15 protein-coding genes and 1 pseudogene are annotated in these 18,184 nt (G+C 72.1%); 6 read left to right on the forward strand and 10 right to left on the reverse strand.

The genetic code is table 11. The annotated features are described in order from the left end of the window. Positions 1–152: 152 nt before the first annotated feature. Together ACFZCP_RS13520 and ACFZCP_RS13525 are read right to left on the reverse strand one after the other, a co-directional pair. The gene (locus tag ACFZCP_RS13520; RefSeq protein ID WP_391426930.1) at positions 153–2,582 is read right to left on the reverse strand and encodes a helix-hairpin-helix domain-containing protein; all 2,430 of its coding nucleotides are present in this window, start codon (positions 2,580–2,582) and stop codon (positions 153–155) included. Then, on the reverse strand, positions 2,579–3,562 hold the full coding sequence (locus tag ACFZCP_RS13525; RefSeq protein WP_362697997.1) for an aldo/keto reductase: 984 nt from the start codon (positions 3,560–3,562) through the stop codon (positions 2,579–2,581). Before ACFZCP_RS13525 ends, ACFZCP_RS13520 begins: the two co-directional genes overlap by 4 nt. A 174-nt stretch (positions 3,563–3,736) precedes the next feature. On the opposite strand from ACFZCP_RS13525, the gene ACFZCP_RS13530 reads away from it, so the two are divergent. Together ACFZCP_RS13530 and ACFZCP_RS13535 are read left to right on the forward strand one after the other, a co-directional pair. Next, positions 3,737–4,792 carry an LLM class F420-dependent oxidoreductase gene (locus ACFZCP_RS13530; protein ID WP_391426932.1) on the forward strand — a complete coding sequence of 352 codons (1,056 nt, stop codon included), beginning with the start codon at positions 3,737–3,739 and terminating at the stop codon, positions 4,790–4,792. 231 nt (positions 4,793–5,023) lie between these two features. Further along, entirely contained in the window at positions 5,024–5,809 is a 786-nt protein-coding gene (locus tag ACFZCP_RS13535) for a ferritin-like domain-containing protein (protein WP_391426934.1), read from the forward strand. Between the two features lie 7 nt (positions 5,810–5,816). Here the strand turns inward: ACFZCP_RS13535 and corA are convergent, their stop codons facing one another. After that, positions 5,817–6,812 carry a magnesium/cobalt transporter CorA gene (gene corA / locus ACFZCP_RS13540; protein ID WP_391426936.1) on the reverse strand — a complete coding sequence of 332 codons (996 nt, stop codon included), beginning with the start codon at positions 6,810–6,812 and terminating at the stop codon, positions 5,817–5,819. A 94-nt stretch (positions 6,813–6,906) separates the two neighbouring features. Here corA and ACFZCP_RS13545 point away from each other — a divergent pair, with 94 nt between their 5' ends. From ACFZCP_RS13545 to mshC, 4 genes are all read left to right on the forward strand, one after another. Further along, on the forward strand, positions 6,907–7,593 hold the full coding sequence (locus ACFZCP_RS13545; protein ID WP_362697985.1) for a histidine phosphatase family protein: 687 nt from the start codon (positions 6,907–6,909) through the stop codon (positions 7,591–7,593). A gap of 91 nt (positions 7,594–7,684) precedes the next feature. Beyond that, positions 7,685–8,275, forward strand: a complete 591-nt coding sequence (locus tag ACFZCP_RS13550; RefSeq protein WP_362697982.1) for a DUF3090 domain-containing protein — start codon at positions 7,685–7,687, stop codon at positions 8,273–8,275. Continuing rightward, complete coding sequence (locus ACFZCP_RS13555) at positions 8,239–9,084, forward strand: SCO1664 family protein (RefSeq protein ID WP_391426939.1); 846 nt, start codon at positions 8,239–8,241, stop codon at positions 9,082–9,084. The genes ACFZCP_RS13550 and ACFZCP_RS13555 overlap by 37 nt, the downstream gene beginning before the upstream one ends. Before the next feature lie 93 nt (positions 9,085–9,177). Continuing rightward, the gene (mshC, locus tag ACFZCP_RS13560) at positions 9,178–10,407 is read left to right on the forward strand and encodes a cysteine--1-D-myo-inosityl 2-amino-2-deoxy-alpha-D-glucopyranoside ligase (RefSeq protein ID WP_391426941.1); all 1,230 of its coding nucleotides are present in this window, start codon (positions 9,178–9,180) and stop codon (positions 10,405–10,407) included. A 54-nt stretch (positions 10,408–10,461) separates the two neighbouring features. Here the strand turns inward: mshC and ACFZCP_RS13565 are convergent, their stop codons facing one another. The 7 genes and pseudogenes from ACFZCP_RS13565 to ACFZCP_RS13595 all read right to left on the reverse strand — a co-directional run bounded on the left by ACFZCP_RS13565 (position 10,462) and on the right by ACFZCP_RS13595 (position 18,181). Then, complete coding sequence (locus ACFZCP_RS13565; protein ID WP_362697973.1) at positions 10,462–11,559, reverse strand: PAC2 family protein; 1,098 nt, start codon at positions 11,557–11,559, stop codon at positions 10,462–10,464. A 176-nt stretch (positions 11,560–11,735) separates the two neighbouring features. Beyond that, a complete protein-coding gene (locus tag ACFZCP_RS13570; protein WP_391426944.1) occupies positions 11,736–12,407 on the reverse strand; it encodes an FCD domain-containing protein in 672 nt (223 codons plus the stop codon). A gap of 89 nt (positions 12,408–12,496) precedes the next feature. Then, positions 12,497–12,610 (reverse strand): annotated as a pseudogene (locus ACFZCP_RS13575) (phospholipase A2); the annotation flags it as partial. 394 nt (positions 12,611–13,004) lie between these two features. Next, complete coding sequence (locus tag ACFZCP_RS13580; RefSeq protein ID WP_362697967.1) at positions 13,005–14,621, reverse strand: glycerol-3-phosphate dehydrogenase/oxidase; 1,617 nt, start codon at positions 14,619–14,621, stop codon at positions 13,005–13,007. A 47-nt stretch (positions 14,622–14,668) separates the two neighbouring features. Next, positions 14,669–16,207, reverse strand: coding sequence for a glycerol kinase GlpK (gene glpK, locus ACFZCP_RS13585; RefSeq protein ID WP_391426946.1), 1,539 nt, complete (start codon positions 16,205–16,207; stop codon positions 14,669–14,671). Positions 16,208–16,269: 62 nt separating this feature from the next. After that, positions 16,270–17,064: an aquaporin gene (locus ACFZCP_RS13590; RefSeq protein ID WP_391426949.1), complete on the reverse strand. Its 795-nt coding sequence runs from the start codon at positions 17,062–17,064 to the stop codon at positions 16,270–16,272. A gap of 352 nt (positions 17,065–17,416) precedes the next feature. Further along, entirely contained in the window at positions 17,417–18,181 is a 765-nt protein-coding gene (locus ACFZCP_RS13595; RefSeq protein WP_391426951.1) for an IclR family transcriptional regulator C-terminal domain-containing protein, read from the reverse strand. Positions 18,182–18,184 lie beyond the last annotated feature (3 nt).

Below are 18,184 nucleotides of genomic sequence, written 5' to 3' on the forward strand. Positions count from 1 at the left end.
GCCAAGGAACTGACGGGCGTCTGCGCGGCGCGCGGCGCGCGCGCGCCCGGGGGGGGGGGGGGGGGGGGGGGGGGCGGGGGGGCGGGGGGGGGGGGGGGGGGGGGGGGGGGGGGGGCGGCCCCCCCCCCCCCCCCCCCACCGCGGGGGAGGAGTCAGCCTCCGGCCGGAACCTGGGTGCGCAGCAGCGTCTGCAGACGCGTCGTGCGGGGCCTGGCCGGCACCTCCGCCACCGCCTTGGGAAGGGCCTGCTCCACACCGTGCACCACCGAGAGGTGGCGCTCGGCGCGGCCGAACGCCGTGTACACCCACGGTCTGCTGAGAGTCTGGGCGGCGTCGCCCGGAAGCACCACCACCGCGGCCGGCCAGCGGCTGCCCACCGCCTGGTGCGCGGTCAGCGCCCAGCCGTGCCGTACGCACTGCTCCACCCGCTCCCGCGGCACGACGACGGGGGCGCCCGCGCACTGCAGGTGCAGGCCGTCGGCGTCGGCGTTCACCACCCGGCCCGGCACCGAACGGCCCGGTGCGGGGGCGTAGGCGATCCGGTCGCCGGGGTCGAAGCCGCCGAAGCGGCCGGGGCCGGGGTTGAGGCGTTCCTTGAGAGCGGCGTTGAGCGCACGGGTGCCCGCGGCACCCCCGTGGCCCGGTGTGATCACCACGGTCTGCTCGGGGGGCACCCCGATCGCCCGCGGCACCGAGTCGGCGACCAGCTGCACGGTCCGGTGCACCGCCTCTCCGGCGTCCCGCACCGGAACGATGACGATCTCCTTGCCGGGCGCCTCCACCTGGTTCAGCTCACCGATGCCGATGCCCGAGACCAGCTCGCCGAGCGGCCCGGGGTCGGGGATGCGGGAAGCGACCTGCGGGCACGCACGGGAGGCGAGCAGGTCGGCGAAGACCCGCCCGGGCCCGGCCGACCACAGCACCGCCGCATCGCCGCTCAGCACGAGCCGTGCCCCGTCGGGCAGCGCCTCCACCAGCATCGCGGCGCTCTCCACATCGAGTTGTGGGGCGTCCAGCACGATCAGCAGATCAAGGTCCAGGGCGCCGTCCGGGTCCCGTCCGGGCCCCTCGGCGCCGGCGAGCAGGCCCGCAACCGTGCCCGCGGCACCCTCCCCGGCCTCCTCGCCCGGCAGCGCGGTGAGGCGGCTGCACCCGTCGGGGGTGTGGCAGACAGCGAACGCACGCAGGCCCGCGGCACGGGCGGCGCCGAGCAGCGCGGCCGGTTCGCGACGGGACGCCTCACCGCCGGTGTGCAGCACCAGGCCGTTCTGCGCGAGGGCCCGGGCCAGCTCGGCGGCACTGCCCGACGCCCCGGCCGCGGCCGCCTCCCACCGCTCGGCGTCCTCGGGGGACAAGGAGTTGAGCAGGCGGGCCAGGCCGTCGGCGAGGCTCTCCTCGGCGAGCGCATAGCGCTCCAGGCCGACCAGGACACGGACCGGTGGCTCCTCGTCCCCGTCCTCCTCGCCGCCGCCCGCGGGCGGCGGCGCGCCCGGCTCTTCCAGAGCGTCCTGGAAGGCCAGCGCCTCGCCCTCCGCGAGCGTGCTCTGCACGGCCGCGTCCGGGTCCGGCACGCCCAGCTGGGCCAGTGCCGCGGTGAGCGCCGGCAGCTCCAGAGCGGTGTGCCCGGCGAGCGCCGCCTGCTCCAGCAGCCGGCCGGTCAGCGCGCGGCCGCGCCGCTCGTCGTCAGGGCCGCATGCCGCCCCGAGCAGGGCTCGCGCGAATCCGTCGGCCTGCTCCGGCCGTACACCGGCGACACGCAGCAGCTGCCAGGGGTCCTCCCGGAGCGCGGTGGCCGCACCCTCGCCGAGGGCCGCGGCCACCTGGGGCGCCAGGGTCTCGGGTGCCCCGCCCTCGCCCAGGACCCGCCGGACGGCCTCGACGGCCTCGGGGCCGAGGGCGGCGGGCGCGACTGCGGCGGGGGTGGGGACGGGGGCGGGCTGCGGCCGGGGTACCGGCGCGGGGGCGACGGGGCGAGGGACAGCCTCGGGCTTGGTCTCGGGCCCGGGCTCGCGGAAGACCGTGACGGCCGGCTTCCGGCCGCTCTCCACCGCCCGGACCGCGGCGAGCAGGTCGGCCGCCTTGCCGCTCAGCCCGGCACCGCTCTCGATGGGGGCCTGCTTGTCGGCCCTGCGCTGCTCGATCCGCTCCCGCTCGATCCGCTGCGCGGCCAACTCGGCCTGAGCCTCGGACAACTGCGAGGAGCCGTCGCCCGCGCCTCCTTCAGCATCCGCGGCTCCTTCGGAGCCCTCTGCACCCTCGGCCCCTTCAGCGACCGTGGCCCCCACGGCTCCCTCCGTGCCCCCGGCTCCCGCGGCTCCTTCAGCACCTGCGGCTCCTTCAGCGACCGTGGCGCCCTCCGCTCCCGTGGCTGCTTCGGTGCCCTCCGTACCCGCGGCCGCTTCGGTGCCCGCGGTTTCCCGGGCTCCGTCGGCGCCTTCGGAGTCACCAGCGCTCTCCGCAGCCCCGGCTCCGGCCGCACGGCTGTCGTCGGGCGCCGTCTCCTGTCCCTGGGCCTCCAGGACCTCCGGGGCGTCCGGGGTCCGCGGCCCGGCTTCCTCCGTGGTCTCCGGCTCCGTGCTCACAGCGTGCTCCAGTCGTGATCGGGATAGCGGTGCACCGGCGCCGACACGTCGTCGAGCGCCCGGCAGATCTCGTCAGGAAGACTAAGGGCCTCCACTGACAGAGCCGCCGTGAGCTGCTGCGCGGTGCGCGCGCCGATGATCGGGGCGGCCACGCCGGGCCGGTCCCGGACCCAGGCGAGGGCCACCTGGAGCGGGGTGACCGCGAGCCCGTCGGCGGCCGTCGTCACGGCGTCGACGATGCGGCTCGCCGTGTCGTCCAGGTACGGCTCGACGAAGGGCGCGAGGTGCTCGGAGGCACCGCGCGAGTCCGGGGGAGTGCTGTGCCGGTACTTGCCGGTCAGCACACCGCGGCCCAGCGGCGAGGAGGGCAGCAGGCCGACGCCCAGGTCGAGCGCGGCCGGCAGCACCTCGCGCTCGACGCCGCGCTGCAGCAGCGAGTACTCCAGCTGGGTGCTGGCCAGCCGGGTGCGGGTGCCCGGTGCGGCGAGCTGCCAGGTGGCCGCCTTGGCCAGCTGCCAGCCGCAGAAGTTGGAGACTCCTGCATACCGTGCGCGTCCGCTGCTGACCGCCAGGTCCAGCGCCTGGAGCGTCTCCTCCAGCGGGGTGCCGGGGTCGAAGGCGTGTATGTGCCACACGTCGACGTAGTCCGTGCCGAGGCGGGCCAGGGAGGCGTCGAGGGCGGCGAGCAGATGGCCGCGCGATCCGTCGAAGCGGCGGTCGGGATCGGGGACGCTGCCCGCCTTGGTGGAGACGACCAGGTCCCGGCGCGGCACCAGGCCTTCCATGAGCTGCCCGAGCAGATACTCCGCCTCCCCGTCGCCGTATACGTCCGCGGTGTCGACGAGGTTTCCGCCGGCCTCCCAGAACGCCTTCAGCATGTCCGCGGCGGCGTGCTCGTCGGTGTCCCGGCCCCAGGTGAGGGTGCCGAGTCCGATCCGGGACACGCGCAGGCCTGTGCGGCCGAGATGCCTCTGCTCCATGACCGCGAGATTACTGGCCAGAACTGGTGCCGTGGGTTGCCTGTGGATAACTCCGGTCACGGTGATCGACCGGGTGAACGGACCCTGATCCCGGCCGCGCTCTGCCCGAGGGCCCCGACGCCGCGCTAAGGTCTCCCGCCAAAGGACGTTACTCGTGAGTAAGGGGAATCGGCCATGCAGCTCGGGATCAACCTCGGCTACTGGGGTGCCGGGATGGACGCGGACAATCTGGCCGTGGCGCAGGAGGCCGAGCGGCTGGGCTACTCCGTGTGCTGGGCCGCCGAGGCGTACGGATCGGACGCGGCCACGGTGCTGAGCTGGGTCGCCGCCCAGACGGAGCGCATCGACGTGGGCTCGGCCATCTTCCAGATCCCGGCCCGGCAGCCGGCGATGACCGCGATGACCGCGGCGACGCTGGACTCGTTGTCCAAGGGCCGTTTCCGGCTCGGTCTCGGCGTCTCCGGACCGCAGGTCTCCGAGGGCTGGTACGGCGTCAAGTTCGACAAGCCGCTGGCGCGCACGCGCGAGTACGTGGAGATCGTGCGGAAGGCGATGACGCGCGAGCGGCTGTCGTACGAGGGCGCCCACTGGACGCTGCCGCTGCCCGGCGGCCCGGGCAAGCCGATCAGGCTGACCGTGCACCCGGAGCGCGAGCACATCCCGCTCTACATCGCCGCCATCGGGCCGAAGAACCTGGAGCAGACCGGCGAGATCGCGGACGGCGCGCTGGTGATCTTCCCCTCCGCCGAGCACCTGGAGGAGACCACGGTCAGCCACCTGCGCGCCGGGCGGGAGAAGGCCGGCAAGACCCTCGAAGGGTTCGACATCTGCCCGACCCTGCCGCTCGCGGTCGGCGACGACAAGGACGTGTCCCGGCTCGCCGACACCTTCCGCCCCTACACCGCCCTCTACGTGGGCGGCATGGGCAGCGCCAAGCAGAACTTCTACAACCAGCTCGCCCGGCGCATGGGCTATGAGAAGCAGGCCGCCGAGATCCAGGAGATGTACCTGTCCGGCGACAAGCAGGGCGCCGCGGCCGCCATCCCGCAGGACCTCATCGACAAGACCACGCTGCTCGGCTCGGTGGAGCGCATCGCCGACCGGATGAAGGCCTACGCCGCCGCCGGGGTCACGACCCTCAGCCTGGCCCCCGCCGGATTCACCCTCGACGAGCGGCTCGCCTCCCTGCGGGCCGGCAGCGAGGCCCTGGAGCTTGCCGGGCTCGCCTAGGCCCGCAGGATCCCGGCCGGCACCGGGACGTTTTCAGCGGCCGTGGTGGGGGCTCGGGGGTCTTCCCCGCCACGGCCGTCACGGGAGACAACGCGCCGGACGCCGCTCGGTTACGACCCGTTCGTCCTGCTGCCGGCCGAGCCGGACCGCACTGCTGTTGCGTCTCCTGTCCGTCCCCATTTGACTCGTTCTCCGTGGAACCCTGCGGAATGCGGCAGAGAGGGGTCTTCCATGCTGCCGGCCAGGAGTCTGTTCCAGGAGATCCTCGACGACGACGAGTCCTTCCGGCTGTTCTGCTCCATCGCCGCCGGCGGGGAGTCCCAGGGCGGGTGGGAGAACGGGCGCATCGCCGCACTCGTGCCGCAGAGCGAACGCGCCCTCGCCCCCAAGATCGCCCGTCACGGGGCCGACGAGGACAAGCACGGGCGCATCTTCAACGCCCTCATGAAGAAGCGCGGCCTGGAACCCGTCCCCGTCCCGCCCGAGACCGACTACGCGATGCTCCTGGAGCGCCGGGGCATCGGCCTCGCCCACGACCGGCTGCGGCGCAGTGAGCCGCTCACCGTGCGCGACATCGTCGTCTACCTCTCGCACAGCAGGGTCACCGAACAGCGCGCCGCCGACCAGATGACGATGCTCCGCGCGCGCTTCGCCGACCACCCCGAGGTCGGCAGGGCCGTCCGCATGGTCTCCCACGACGAGGACAACCACCTCGCCTACACCCACGAGGAACTGCTGCGTCTGGCCGCCGCCGGGCACGGCCGGCTGATCCAGCACACCCTGCGCGTCTGCGTGCTCGCCGAGATCCGCGTCCACCGGGACGTCAGCCTCGCCGTCATGGCCCGCATGGGCCGCGTCCTCGGCTGGCCGAGGACGAAGTCCGCCCTGCTCGTGGCAGGCATCCACGCCGTGTACGGCTATGAGCGCCTCAGCGGCTGGCGCCGCATGGTGACCCTGCGCATGCCCGAGCGCCGCAACGCCCTCGGCGGCCCCACCCCCGCCCCCGAGTTCGCCTGAGCGGCCCTCACAGCCAGCCGCGCCGCTTGAACTGGCGGTACAGCAGCACCTCCAGGGCCACCAGCACCACGATCACCGTCGGGTAGGACCACAGCCAGTGCAGCTCGGGCATGTGGTCGAAGTTCATGCCGTAGATGCCCGCGACCATCGTGGGGACCGCGGCCATGGCCGCCCAGGCCGAGATCTTCCGCATGTCGTCGTTCTGCCGCACGCTCATCTGTGCCAGGTGGGCCGACAGGATGTCCGAAACCAGCCGGGCCAGGGCCTCCACGGACTCGTTCACGCGCGCGAGATGGTCGTTCACGTCCCGGAAGAACGGCCGCGCCTTGTCGTCCACGAACGGCACGGCGGCGCCGAAGGGGCCGGTGCCCGCCAGCCGGGTCAGCGGCAGCGCGAGCGGCCCGGTGGCCCGCCGGAACTCCAGGATCTGCCGTTTGAAGGTGTAGATCCGGGACGCGGTGTGGCGCGAGCCTCCGCTGCCCGGCTCGAACACCGCCGCCTCCAGCTCCTCCAGATCCGTCTGCAGCTCCGTCGCCACCTCCAGATAGTGGTCCACGACGGCGTCGGAGATCGCGTACAGCACCGCGGTGGGGCCCTTGACCAGCAGCTCCGGCTCCTCCTCCAGACGGTGCCGTACGGCCGCCAGCGGCGCGCCCTCGCCGTGCCGGACGGTCACCACGAAGGCGTTGCCGACGAAGACCATGACCTCGCCCGCGGAGACGGTGTCGCTCTCGGGCTCGTACACGACCGGCTTGAGGACCATGAACAGCGAGTCGTCGTAGATCTCCAGCTTGGGCCGCTGATGCGCCTTGAGGGCGTCCTCGACCGCCAGCGGATGCAGCCCGAACTCCTCGGTGACCAGGTCGAACTCACGCTCCGAGGGCTCGTACAGACCGATCCACATGAATCCGCCCGCCGCCCGCGCCTCGGCAAGCGCGTCCGACAAGTCCTCCGGGCCCTCGCTCCGGTGCCCGTGGGTGTAGATGGCGCAGTCCACGATCACGCAGCGCATTCTCCCTTCGCGCGGCCGCCCTCGCATTTCTGCTCATGTGTGTGTACCCGCCGCTCCGGCACGGGATGCGCTTACCCTGGGCGGCATGCCCACGCTGATCCTCGTCCGGCACGGACGGTCGACCGCCAACACCTCGGGCGTGCTCGCCGGGTGGACGCCCGGCGTTGCCCTGGACGAACGCGGGGCCGCGCAGGCCGCCGCACTGCCCGCACGCCTGCGGGAGCTGCCCCTGTCCGAGGTGGTCGTCAGCCCCCTCCAGCGCTGCCAGGAGACGGTACGGCCGCTGCTCGACGCCCGGCCCGGGCTGCGCGTCCACACCGACGAGCGCATCGGGGAGGCCCATTACGGCGACTGGTCCGGCCGCAAGCTCGCCGAGCTGACGGACGAGCCGCTGATGCAGGTCGTCCAGGCGCACCCGTCGGCCGCCGCCTTTCCGGGCGGCGAGTCCATGCGGGCCATGCAGACCCGCGCCGCCGAGGCCGTACGCGAATGGAACGCGCGCGTGGAGCGCGACCACGGCGCCGACGCCGTCTACCTCATGTGCTCGCACGGCGACATCATCAAGTCGCTCGTCGCGGACGCCCTCGGACTCCATCTCGACCTGTTCCAGCGGATCTCGGTGGAGCCGTGTTCCGTCACCGCGATCCGCTACACCCGCCTGAGGCCGTTTCTCGTTCGTCTCGGCGACACCGGTGATTTCGCCTCTCTTGCCCCGCGCGAGGAACCTCCGGGGGAAGACGCACCGGTCGGGGGCGGTGCGGGCGCACCGTGATCGTCGGGCGCAGTAGGGTGAAGCGATCCGCACGGTCGCCTTCCCGTACGGCCCGCACCGCAGCAACTCTCGAATCCAATGGAGACAGGACGTGTCCCGTCAGGTGTTCCTCTACGATCCGCCGGACCGCTTCGTGGCCGGCACGGTCGGGCTGCCCGGACGCCGTACGTTCTTCCTCCAGGCCGTCGCAGGCGCCCGGGTGACCAGCGTGGCTCTGGAGAAGACCCAGGTCGCCGCCCTCGCCGAGCGTATGGACGAGCTGCTGGACGAGGTCGTACGGCGCAGTGGCGGCAGCGCGGCCGTCCCCGCGATGGCCCCCTCCGAGATCGCCGACACCGACCCGCTGGACACCCCCGTCGAGGAGGAGTTCCGCGTCGGGACCATGGCTCTGGCCTGGGACGGTGAGGAACAGCGCATGATCGTGGAGGCGCAGGCCCTCGTGGAGCTGGAGGCCGACACGGAGGAGGACCTCGCCGAGGCCGAGGAGCGGCTGCTCCAGGACGAGGAGAACGGGCCCCCGATGCTCAGGGTCCGGCTGACCGGCGCGCAGGCCAGGGCCTTCGCCAAGCGTGCCCTGGACGTCGTCAACGCCGGGCGGCCGCCGTGCCCGCTGTGCAGCCTCCCGCTCGATCCGGAAGGACATGTATGTCCGCGCCAGAACGGATACCGCCGCGGAGCGTGACCGCAGCCGACGCAGGGACCGCCACGGCCGCCGCGGAGCTGCTCGCCCGCGGTGAGCTGGCCGTGCGCGGCCGGATCCGCGAGGCGTCCAACGCGGCACTGTTCTGCACGGTCTCCCACGACGGCCGCGAAGCCTCCTGCGTGTACAAGCCCGTGGCCGGCGAGCGCCCCCTGTGGGACTTCCCCGACGGCACCCTGGCCGGCCGCGAGGTGGCCGCCTACGAGGTCTCCGAAGCCACCGGGTGGGATCTGATCCCGCCGACCGTGCTGCGCGACGGCCCGTACGGCGAGGGCATGTGCCAGCTGTGGATCGACGTGAACCCCGAGTCCGAGCTGCTCGCGCTGGTGGACGGCGAGGAGCCCGGGCCGGGCTGGAAGGCGGTCGGTTTCGCCGAGGTCGGCGAGGGCCGCACCGCGCTGCTCGTGCACGCCGACGACGAGCGGCTGCGCCGCCTCGCCGTCCTGGACGCCGTGATCAACAACGCCGACCGCAAGGGCGGCCACCTGCTGCCCACGACGGACGGACGGCTCTACGGCATCGACCACGGGGTCACGTTCAACGCCGAGGACAAGCTGCGCACCCTGCTGTGGGGCTGGGCCGGGGAACCGCTGACGGCAGAGGCCCTCGACGTGCTCAAGGGGCTGCGCAAGGGCCTCGCCGAGGGCGGGGAGCTGGCCGGGCGGCTGGCCGGGCTGATCACGGCGGCCGAGATCGAGGCCACGCGCGCGCGGGTCGAGGCGCTGCTCGCATCCGGCCGGCATCCGGAGCCGGGCGGCGAGTGGCCGGCCATCCCCTGGCCGCCGGTGTGATCACATCGCCGGCTGGCGCGCAAGAGGGCCCAACCGGTCATCCGGTCCGATCCCGTTCGTATACGCAGCTCGCGGCCGGTTAGGCTCATGTACATGCATGCCTGGCCCGCTTCCGAGGTCCCCGCCCTGCCTGGTCAGGGCCGCGACCTGAGGATCCACGACACCGCGACCGGCGGTTCGGTCACCCTCGACCCCGGTCCCGTCGCCCGTATCTACGTCTGCGGCATCACCCCGTACGACGCGACCCACCTGGGTCACGCGGCGACCTACAACGCGTTCGACCTCGTTCAGCGCGTGTGGCTCGACACCAAGCGGCAGGTTCACTACGTCCAGAACGTCACCGACGTCGACGATCCGCTGCTGGAGCGCGCGGAGCGCGACGGCGTCGACTGGGTCGCCCTCGCCGAGAAGGAGACGGCCCTCTTCCGCGAGGACATGACCGCCCTCAGGATGCTCCCGCCGCAGCACTACATAGGTGCTGTGGAGGCGATACCCGGCATCGTCCCGCTCGTGGAGCGGCTGCGCGAGATCGGCGCGGCCTACGAGCTGGAGGGCGACATCTACTTCTCCGTCGAGTCCGACCCGCATTTCGGCCAGGTCTCGAACCTGGACGCGGCCGCCATGCGGCTGCTGTCCGCCGAGCGCGGCGGCGACCCGGACCGCCCGGGCAAGAAGAACCCGCTCGACCCGATGCTGTGGATGGCGGCCCGCGAGGGCGAGCCCAGCTGGGACGGCGCCTCCCTCGGCCGGGGACGCCCCGGCTGGCACATCGAGTGCGTGGCCATCGCGCTGGACCATCTCGGCATGGGCTTCGACGTCCAGGGCGGCGGCTCCGACCTGGCCTTCCCGCACCACGAGATGGGTGCCTCGCACGCCCAGGTGCTCACCGGTGAGTTCCCGATGGCCAAGGCCTATGTGCACGCCGGCATGGTGGCCCTGGACGGCGCGAAGATGTCCAAGTCCAAGGGCAACCTCGTCTTCGTCTCCCGGCTGCGCCGCGACGGCGTCGACCCGGCCGCGATCCGGCTGGCGCTGCTCTCCCACCACTACCGCGCCGACTGGGAGTGGACCGACCAGGTCCTGCAGGACGCCACGGCCCGTCTCGGCCGCTGGCGCTCGGCCGTCTCCCGGCCCGACGGCCCGTCCGCGGACGCGCTCGTCGAGGAGATCCGCGAGGCTCTCTCGGACGACCTGGATGCCCCCGCGGCGCTCGCCGCCGTGGACCGCTGGGCGGCCCGCCAGGAGGCGGAGGGCGGCACCGATGCCGGTGCTCCCGGTCTCGTGAGCCGGGCGGTGGACGCGCTGCTCGGCGTGGCCCTGTAGCCCGGACGTGACAGAGGGGCGGTTCCCACCCGGGGAACCGCCCCTTCTTGCTGCTCAGTCCTCCGACGTGTCCTCGTCGCCGCCGTCCGGGGAGCCCTCCGAGGAGCCGTCCGGGGCATCTCCGGAGGTTCTTCCCGAGGGGCCTGCGGAGGACCCTTGGCCCGAGCCTTCGGGGAAACCTTCCGAGGAGCCTTCCGCGGTTCCGGACGCTCCGGGCTTCGGCGGCTTCGGCGGACGGGTCCTGCCGCTCGGGCTGTCCCGCAGGTACGAGGTGTCGCCGCCGTCCGCCGTCGCGTGCCCGCCCGGCGGGCTGATGTCCCGGCGCCGCAGGTAGCGCTCGAACTCGCGGGCGATCGCCTCGCCGGACGCCTCCGGCAGCTCGGCGGTGTCCCGGGCCTCCTCCAGCGTCTGCACGTACTCGGCGACCTCGCTGTCCTCGGCGGCCAGCTGGTCCACGCCGACCTGCCAGGCCCGCGCGTCCTCGGGCAGCTCGCCCTGCGGAATCCGCAGGTCCAGCAGGTCCTCCAGCCGGTTGAGCAGCGCCAGCGTGGCCTTGGGGTTGGGCGGCTGGGAGACGTAGTGCGGCACGGCCGCCCACAGCGAGACCGCGGGGACGCCCGCGTGCGTGCACGCCTCCTGCAGAACCCCGACGATGCCCGTCGGGCCCTCGTACTTGGTCTCCTCCAGGTCCATCCGCTGGGCCAGGTCCGGGTCGGAGGTGACCCCGCTGACCGGGACCGGACGCGTGTGCGGGGTGTCACCGAGCAGGGCGCCCAGGACGACCACCAGCTCCACGCCCAGCTCGTGCGCGAAGCTGAGCAGCTCGTTGCAGAACGAGCGCCAGCGCATGGACGGCTCGATGCCGCGGACCAGCACCAGGTCGCGCGGCTTGTCGCCGCCGACCCGGACCACCGACAACCTCGTCGTGGGCCACGTGATCTTGCGCACTCCGCCGTCCATGAACACCGTGGGACGGTTCACCTGGAAGTCGTAGTAGTCCTCGGCGTCCAGCGCCGCGAACACCTCGCCCTTCCACTCGCGTTCCAGATGCGCGACCGCCGTGGAGGCGGCGTCGCCGGCATCGTTCCAGCCCTCGAACGCGGCCACCATGACTGGGTCGATCAGCTCGGGAACCCCCTCCAGCTCGATCACCCAGTGCCTCCTTCCGACGTGCCCTCGCCTGACGTCCCCACCTTACGGCGTCCGGCGGGGGCGCCCGCAGCCCCCCGGCCCGGGGGATGAACGGATCACTGCCCCGTTCGTCACCTCGGAACACCCCGCCGGTGAACGAGGTGACCGACCGGTTCCGCAGGGGACTTCACGGGGTGTCACAGCGTGCTGCGCAGCCATTGCTCCACGCTCGCGATGTGCACGGTCGCCCAGGAGCGGGCCGCCTCCGCGTCGCGGTCGCGCAGCGCGGCGAGGATCGCCCGGTGCTCACGCAGCGTGCGGGCGACCGCGTCCTCCTGGGTGAGCCCCCGCCAGATCCGGGCCCGGGTGGTCGGCCCCGACAGGCCGTCCAGCAGCGAGCACAGCACCGAGTTGCCGGCGCTCTGCACGATGCTGCGGTGGAACTCCAGATCGCAGGCGACCAGCTCCTCCACCGAGGGCGTGGTCCCGAGTGCGTCCAACTGGGCGGCCAGCGCGTCCACTTGCTGCTCGTCGATGCGCACGGCGGCCATCGCCGTCGCGGCCGGCTCCAGGATCCGGCGCACCGCGAGGAACTCCAGGACCGTGTCGTCGCGGTGGAAGTCCACGACGAAGCTCATGGCCTCCAGCAGCAGTTGGGGATCGAGGCTGGTGACGTAGGTGCCGTCGCCCTGCCGCACGTCCAGGATCCGGATCAGCGACAGGGCGCGTACGGCCTCCCGCAGCGAGTTGCGGGACAGGCCCAGTTCGGCGGCGAGTTCGCTTTCCTTCGGCAGCCGGTCGCCCGGGCGCAGGGCACCGGAGACGATCATGCCCTTGATCTTCTCGATCGCCTCGTCGGTGACTGCCATGACCGGCCTCCCTGTCGCCCAGACATCGGATGTCTCAGCACATTATGCGGGCGCGGTCGGAGGCTGTTCCGGCGAGCGCGGAAAGCCCGTCAGCCGAAGACCTTGACGGCCTGGTAGTACGTCCACGCCGTGCTGGTGCAGGCGGTCTTCGTGGCGCCGCTGGAGGCGTCGCACACGCGCTTGAGGTCCTCGTACAGGGCGCTGCGGGTGACGATCAGGTGCCGGTCCATGCCGCACTCGTCGGTCCCGAGCACGAGGAACGCCCCGTCGCCGATCTCCGCCACGGACGTCCGTCAGGGCTCGGGCAGCACGATCCCGTGCCGGGACTCGAAGGCCCGCACCGCCTGACGGCCGAGGGCCGGCTCCCCGCCGTCGCCGTCGCCGTCAGCGAACGCCTCGCGCAGGCAGGCCGGTTCCGGGATCCGCGTGATCGGTGTTCATCAGGCCATGGATATCGGCCGGCACCGGCACCCGGGCACAGGAGAGGGGCGGCTCCATCGGCGTGGAGCCGCCCCTCCCGTCGTGTCCGGCCCCGGTGCGGCGGGGCCGTCCCTCATGACCGCCGGCTCCGGTCAGGGCGAAGGACCGGCGGCGGGCTCACTTCTTGTCGAGCAGGTCCTGGACCTTCGCGCGGACGTCGTCCGTGGCCAGGCCCCGGATCGTCAGGGTCGTGCGGCGGCGCAGCACGTCGTCCGTCGTCTCGGCCCACTCGTGGTCGCGGGCCCAGACGACCTGCGCCCAGATCTCCGGGGCGTCCGGGTGGACGCGCTCGGCCAGCTCCGGGCTCTCGTTCGCCAGGCGGGCGATGTCGAAGGCCAGCGAGCCGTAGTGGGTGGCCAGGTGCTTGGCGGTGTCGGCGGCCATGCGCGGGCCGGGCGCCGGGTGGTCCACCAGGAGCCGGTGGGCGACCGCGCGCGGGTTGGCGACGCCGGGCAGCGGCAGCTTCTTCGGCAGCGAGGAGATCGGCTCGAAGTCGTCGCCCAGCGGGTGGCCGGGCAGCGCCTCCAGCTTCTGCATCACCGTGCGGCCGATGTGCCGGAAGGTGGTCCACTTGCCGCCCGCGACGGACAGCATGCCGCCCTTGCCCTCGGTGACGACGGTCTCGCGCTTGGCCTTGGCGGTGTCGCCGGGACCGCCCGGCAGGACGCGCAGGCCGGCGAAGGCGTAGGTGATCAGGTCGCGCTGGAGCTGCTGGTCCCGGACGGAGAACGCGGCCTCGTCCAGGATCTGGGCTATGTCCTTCTCGTTGACCGAGACGTCCGCCGGGTCGCCCTCGAACTCCTCGTCGGTGGTGCCGAGCAGCAGCATGTCCTCCCAGGGGAGGGCGAAGGTGATGCGGTACTTGTCGATGGGCGTCGCGAGCGCGGCCTTCCAGGGGGAGGTGCGCTTGAGCACCAGGTGCGCGCCCTTGGACAGGCGGATGGAGGGCGCCGCGTTCGGGTCCTCCATGCGGCGCAGGTGGTCGACCCAGGGGCCGGTCGCGTTCAGGACCAGACGGGCGTTGACGCCGAACTCGTCGCCGGACGTCCCGTCCCTGAGGTCCGCGCCGGTGACCCGGCCCTGGGTGAAGCGCAGGCCGGTGACCTCGGCGTGGTTGAGGACGACCGCGCCCGCCTCGACGGCCGCGCGGACCGTCATCAGCGCCATGCGGGCGTCGTTCATCTGGTCGTCGCCGTAGACCGCGACGGCCTTGAGGTTCTCGGTGCGCAGCTCGGGAACGTCCTGCGCCGCCTTGGCGGGGGAGAGCAGGTGGCCCACGCCGTCGCCGAACGCGGAGAGCGCGGAGTAGGCGAAGACGCCCGCGCCGAGCTTCGCCGCGCCGTGCGGCCCGCCCTTGTACACGGGGAGGTAGAAGGTGAGCGGGTTCGCCAGGTGGGGGGCCACCTGGCGGGAGACCGCACGGCGCTCGAAGTGGTTCTCCGCCACCAGCTTCACGGCGCCGGTCTGCAGGTAGCGCAGACCGCCGTGCAGCAGCTTGGAGGAGGCGGAGGAGGTGGCGCCGGCGAAGTCGCCGGCGTCGACCAGCGCCACCCTGAGTCCGGACTGCGCGGCGTGCCAGGCGGTGGAGATGCCCAGGATGCCGCCGCCGATCACAAGAAGGTCGTACGACGCCTTGGAGAGCTGCTCCCTGGTCTCGGCCCGGCTCGGGTTGGAGCCGGAGGCCGGGTGCGTCCCCAGGGCAGGCACGGACTTCAGGGTGGACTGACTGGTCATGTCGGGTTCTTACTCCTCGTCAGAGCTGACTGGGCGGTCCGGGCCGCTCAGTCCTCGTCCTCGATCCAGCCCATGGTCCGGTCGACGGCCTTGAGCCAGTTCTTGTACTCACGGTCGCGGGTCTCCGCGTCCATGTGGGGGGTCCACTCGGCGGCCCGGCGCCAGTTGGCGCGCAGTTCGTCGGTGCTGGACCAGAAGCCGACGGCGAGACCGGCGGCGTAGGCGGCACCGAGGCAGGTGGTCTCGGCGACCATCGGGCGCACCACCGGTGCGTCCAGGACGTCCGAGAGCGTCTGCATCAGCAGGTTGTTGGAGGTCATGCCGCCGTCGACCTTCAGGGCCACCAGCTCGTCGCCGGAGTCCTTGGTCATGGCGTCGGCGATCTCCCGCGTCTGCCAGGCGGTGGCTTCCAGGACGGCACGCGCGAGGTGCGCCTTGGTGACGTACCGGGTCAGACCGGCGATCACACCGCGGGCGTCGGAGCGCCAGTGCGGGGCGAACAGGCCCGAGAAGGCCGGTACGAAGTAGGCGCCGCCGTTGTCCTCGACCGAGAGCGCGAGCGTCTCGATCTCGGCGGCGGTGGAGATCAGGCCCATCTGGTCGCGCATCCACTGCACCAGCGAGCCGGTGACGGCGATCGAGCCCTCCAGCGCGTACACCGTCGGCTGCTCACCGATCTTGTAGCCGACCGTGGTCAGCAGGCCCGCGTAGGAGTTGATGATCTTGTCACCGGTGTTCATCACCATGAAGGTGCCGGTGCCGTAGGTGGACTTGGTCTCGCCCTCGGAGAAGCAGGTCTGGCCGAACAGGGCCGCCTGCTGGTCGCCGAGCGCGGAGGCCACCGGGATGCCGCCGAGCAGGTCGCCGAGCCTGCCGCCGGTGACCTCGCCGTAGACCTCGGCGGAGGACCGGATCTCGGGCAGGATCTGCAGCGGCACACCGATCGACTCGGCGATCTTCTCGTCCCACTGCGTCGTGTGCAGGTTCATGAGCATGGTGCGGGAGGCGTTGGTGACGTCGGTGACGTGCTTGCCGCCGTTGACACCGCCGGTCAGGTTCCAGATGACCCAGGTGTCCATGGTGCCGAAGAGGATGTCGCCCGCCTCGGCGCGCTCCTTGAGGCCCTCGACGTTGTCGAGCAGCCAGCGGGCCTTGGGCCCGGCGAAGTAGGAGGCCAGCGGGAGGCCGGTCTCGCGGCGGAAGCGGTCCTGGCCGACGTTGCGCCCCAGTTCCCTGCACAGGGCGTCGGTGCGGGTGTCCTGCCAGACGATGGCGTTGTGGACCGGCTCACCGGTGTTCTTGTCCCACAGCACGGTGGTCTCGCGCTGGTTGGTGATGCCGATGGCCTTGATGTCGTCGCGGGTGATGCCGGCCTTCTGGATGGCTCCGGCGACGACCTCCTGGACGTTGGTCCAGATCTCGTTGGCGTTGTGCTCGACCCAGCCCGGCTTCGGGAAGATCTGCTCGTGCTCCTTCTGGTCGACGGAGACGATGCGGCCGTCCTTGTCGAAGACGATGCAGCGCGAGGAGGTCGTGCCCTGGTCGATCGCCGCGATGAACGGGCCGGTGGTGTGGGCGTCGGTCACTGTGTGCTCCTGAAGTTCCGTGGTGATGGGGCTGTACGTACGGCGCGTGCTCGGGGAGCTTCTTAAGCGAAGGCGACGTTGTAGATGCCTGCAGCGATCGCGCCGCCGATCAGCGGACCGACCACCGGGATCCAGGCGTAGCTCCAGTCGGAACCGCCCTTGTTGGGCAGCGGCAGCAGGGCGTGCACGATGCGCGGACCGAGGTCACGGGCCGGGTTGATCGCATAGCCGGTGGGGCCACCGAGCGAGAGCCCGATGGAGACGACGACCAGCGCGGTGATCAGGGCGCCCAGGGTGCCCAGGCCGTTGCCCTTGTCGTTCAGTCCCTGCGTGAGGACGGCGAGCACCAGCACCACGGTGCCGATGATCTCGGTGAGGAGGTTCTGCACCGCGTTCCGGATCTCGGGACCGGTGGAGAAGATGCCCAGGACCGGGCCGGCGCCCTTCTCCTGCGCCTCGACGGCCTTGGCCGCCGTGGCCTGCGCACCCGGACCGCCGACGATCTCCTTGTCGGTGAGGTGCGCGTGGAACTGGCCGTAGTAGGCCACCCAGACCAGAGCCGCGCCGATCATGGCGCCGAGCAGCTGGCCGCCCCAGTAGACGGGGAGGTTGCTGAAGTCCTTGTCCTTGATCGCGAGCGCGAGCGTCACGGCCGGGTTCAGGTGGGCGCCGGAGAGCGGCGCCGAGGTGTAGACGGCCGTCAGGACGGCGAAGCCCCACCCGAAGGTGATGGCGAGCCAACCGGCGTTACGGGCCTTGGAGGCCTTCAGGGTCACAGCGGCGCAGACGCCGCCGCCGAGCAGGATGAGTATGGCGGTACCGATGGTCTCGCCGATGAAGATGTCGGAGCTGGACACCCGCGACTCCTTTGTCCTTCGTCCAGGGGACCGAACCCCGGGTCCCTCCGGAGGTTCGAGCTGCCCTCGGGGGTGAGAGCGATGCCGGCCCTTGGCGTTGTCACACTCTAGCGCGTATTGCCGGTAGGTGTTCGACAATGCCGACCGATGGACGGGAGTCTTGCTTTGGCGTTACGCGTGCGTCAAGAGTTCTGTTATCGAAAACAGGATCGTTATTGATCGCTGCTGGTTGTCGTTCTTCGTGCGCCCACGCACGGTCTCGCCCCATATGTCCATTTCAGGGTAGGGCGATAGCCGGGACGCCGCCTTGCGTCCCGGTCGTCACCGTATGAAGCGCCCCCGTGGGGACCGCTCAGAACCGCCCCGCGCCGAGGTCCCGGGAGACCGCGCGGGCGCAGTCGCGCACCGAGGCGATCACTTCGGGGCGCAGCTCTCCGTCACGGCACAGCCGCTCCACCGCGCCCGTGATGCCGACCGCGCCCACCGGCATGCGGCGCCGGTCGTGGATGGGTGCGGCGACCGACGCCACGCCCTCCCAGGTCTCCTCCACGTCGGCCGCGTACCCACGCGCGCGCGTGATGTCGAGGAGGTGCTCGAAGTCCGTCGGATCACACACCGTGCGGTCCGTGAACGGCTTGCGGTCGGCCTCCAGCGCCTCGCTGTGCGCCACCGGGTCGTACGCCGAGAGCACCTTGCCCAGTGCCGTGGAGTGCAGCGGCTGCATCGCCCCTATCTCCAGCACCTGCCGGCTGTCGTCCGGCCGGAAGACGTGGTGCACGATCAGCACGCCCTGCTGGTGCAGGACGCCCAGGTACACGCTCTCCCCGCTGGCGCGGGCCAGGTCGTCGGTCCATACCAGGGCCCGTGCCCGCAGCTCGTGGACGTCCAGGTAGGTGGTGCCCAGGCGCAGCAGCTCGGCGCCCAGCTGATAGCGGCCCGAGGCGTCGTCCTGCTCGACGAAACCCTCCTGCTGGAGGGTGCGCAGGATGCCGTGGGCAGTGCCCTTGGCGAGGCCCAGCGACGAGGCGATGTCCGAGAGGCCCAGTCGCCGCTCGCCGCCCGCGAGCAGCCGCAGCATCGCGGCCGCCCTTTCGAGCGACTGGATGTTCCGTGCCATCCC

Origin of the sequence: Streptomyces sp. NPDC007971, assembly GCF_042958635.1 — a bacterium.
Classification (GTDB): Bacteria; Actinomycetota; Actinomycetes; order Streptomycetales; family Streptomycetaceae; genus Streptomyces.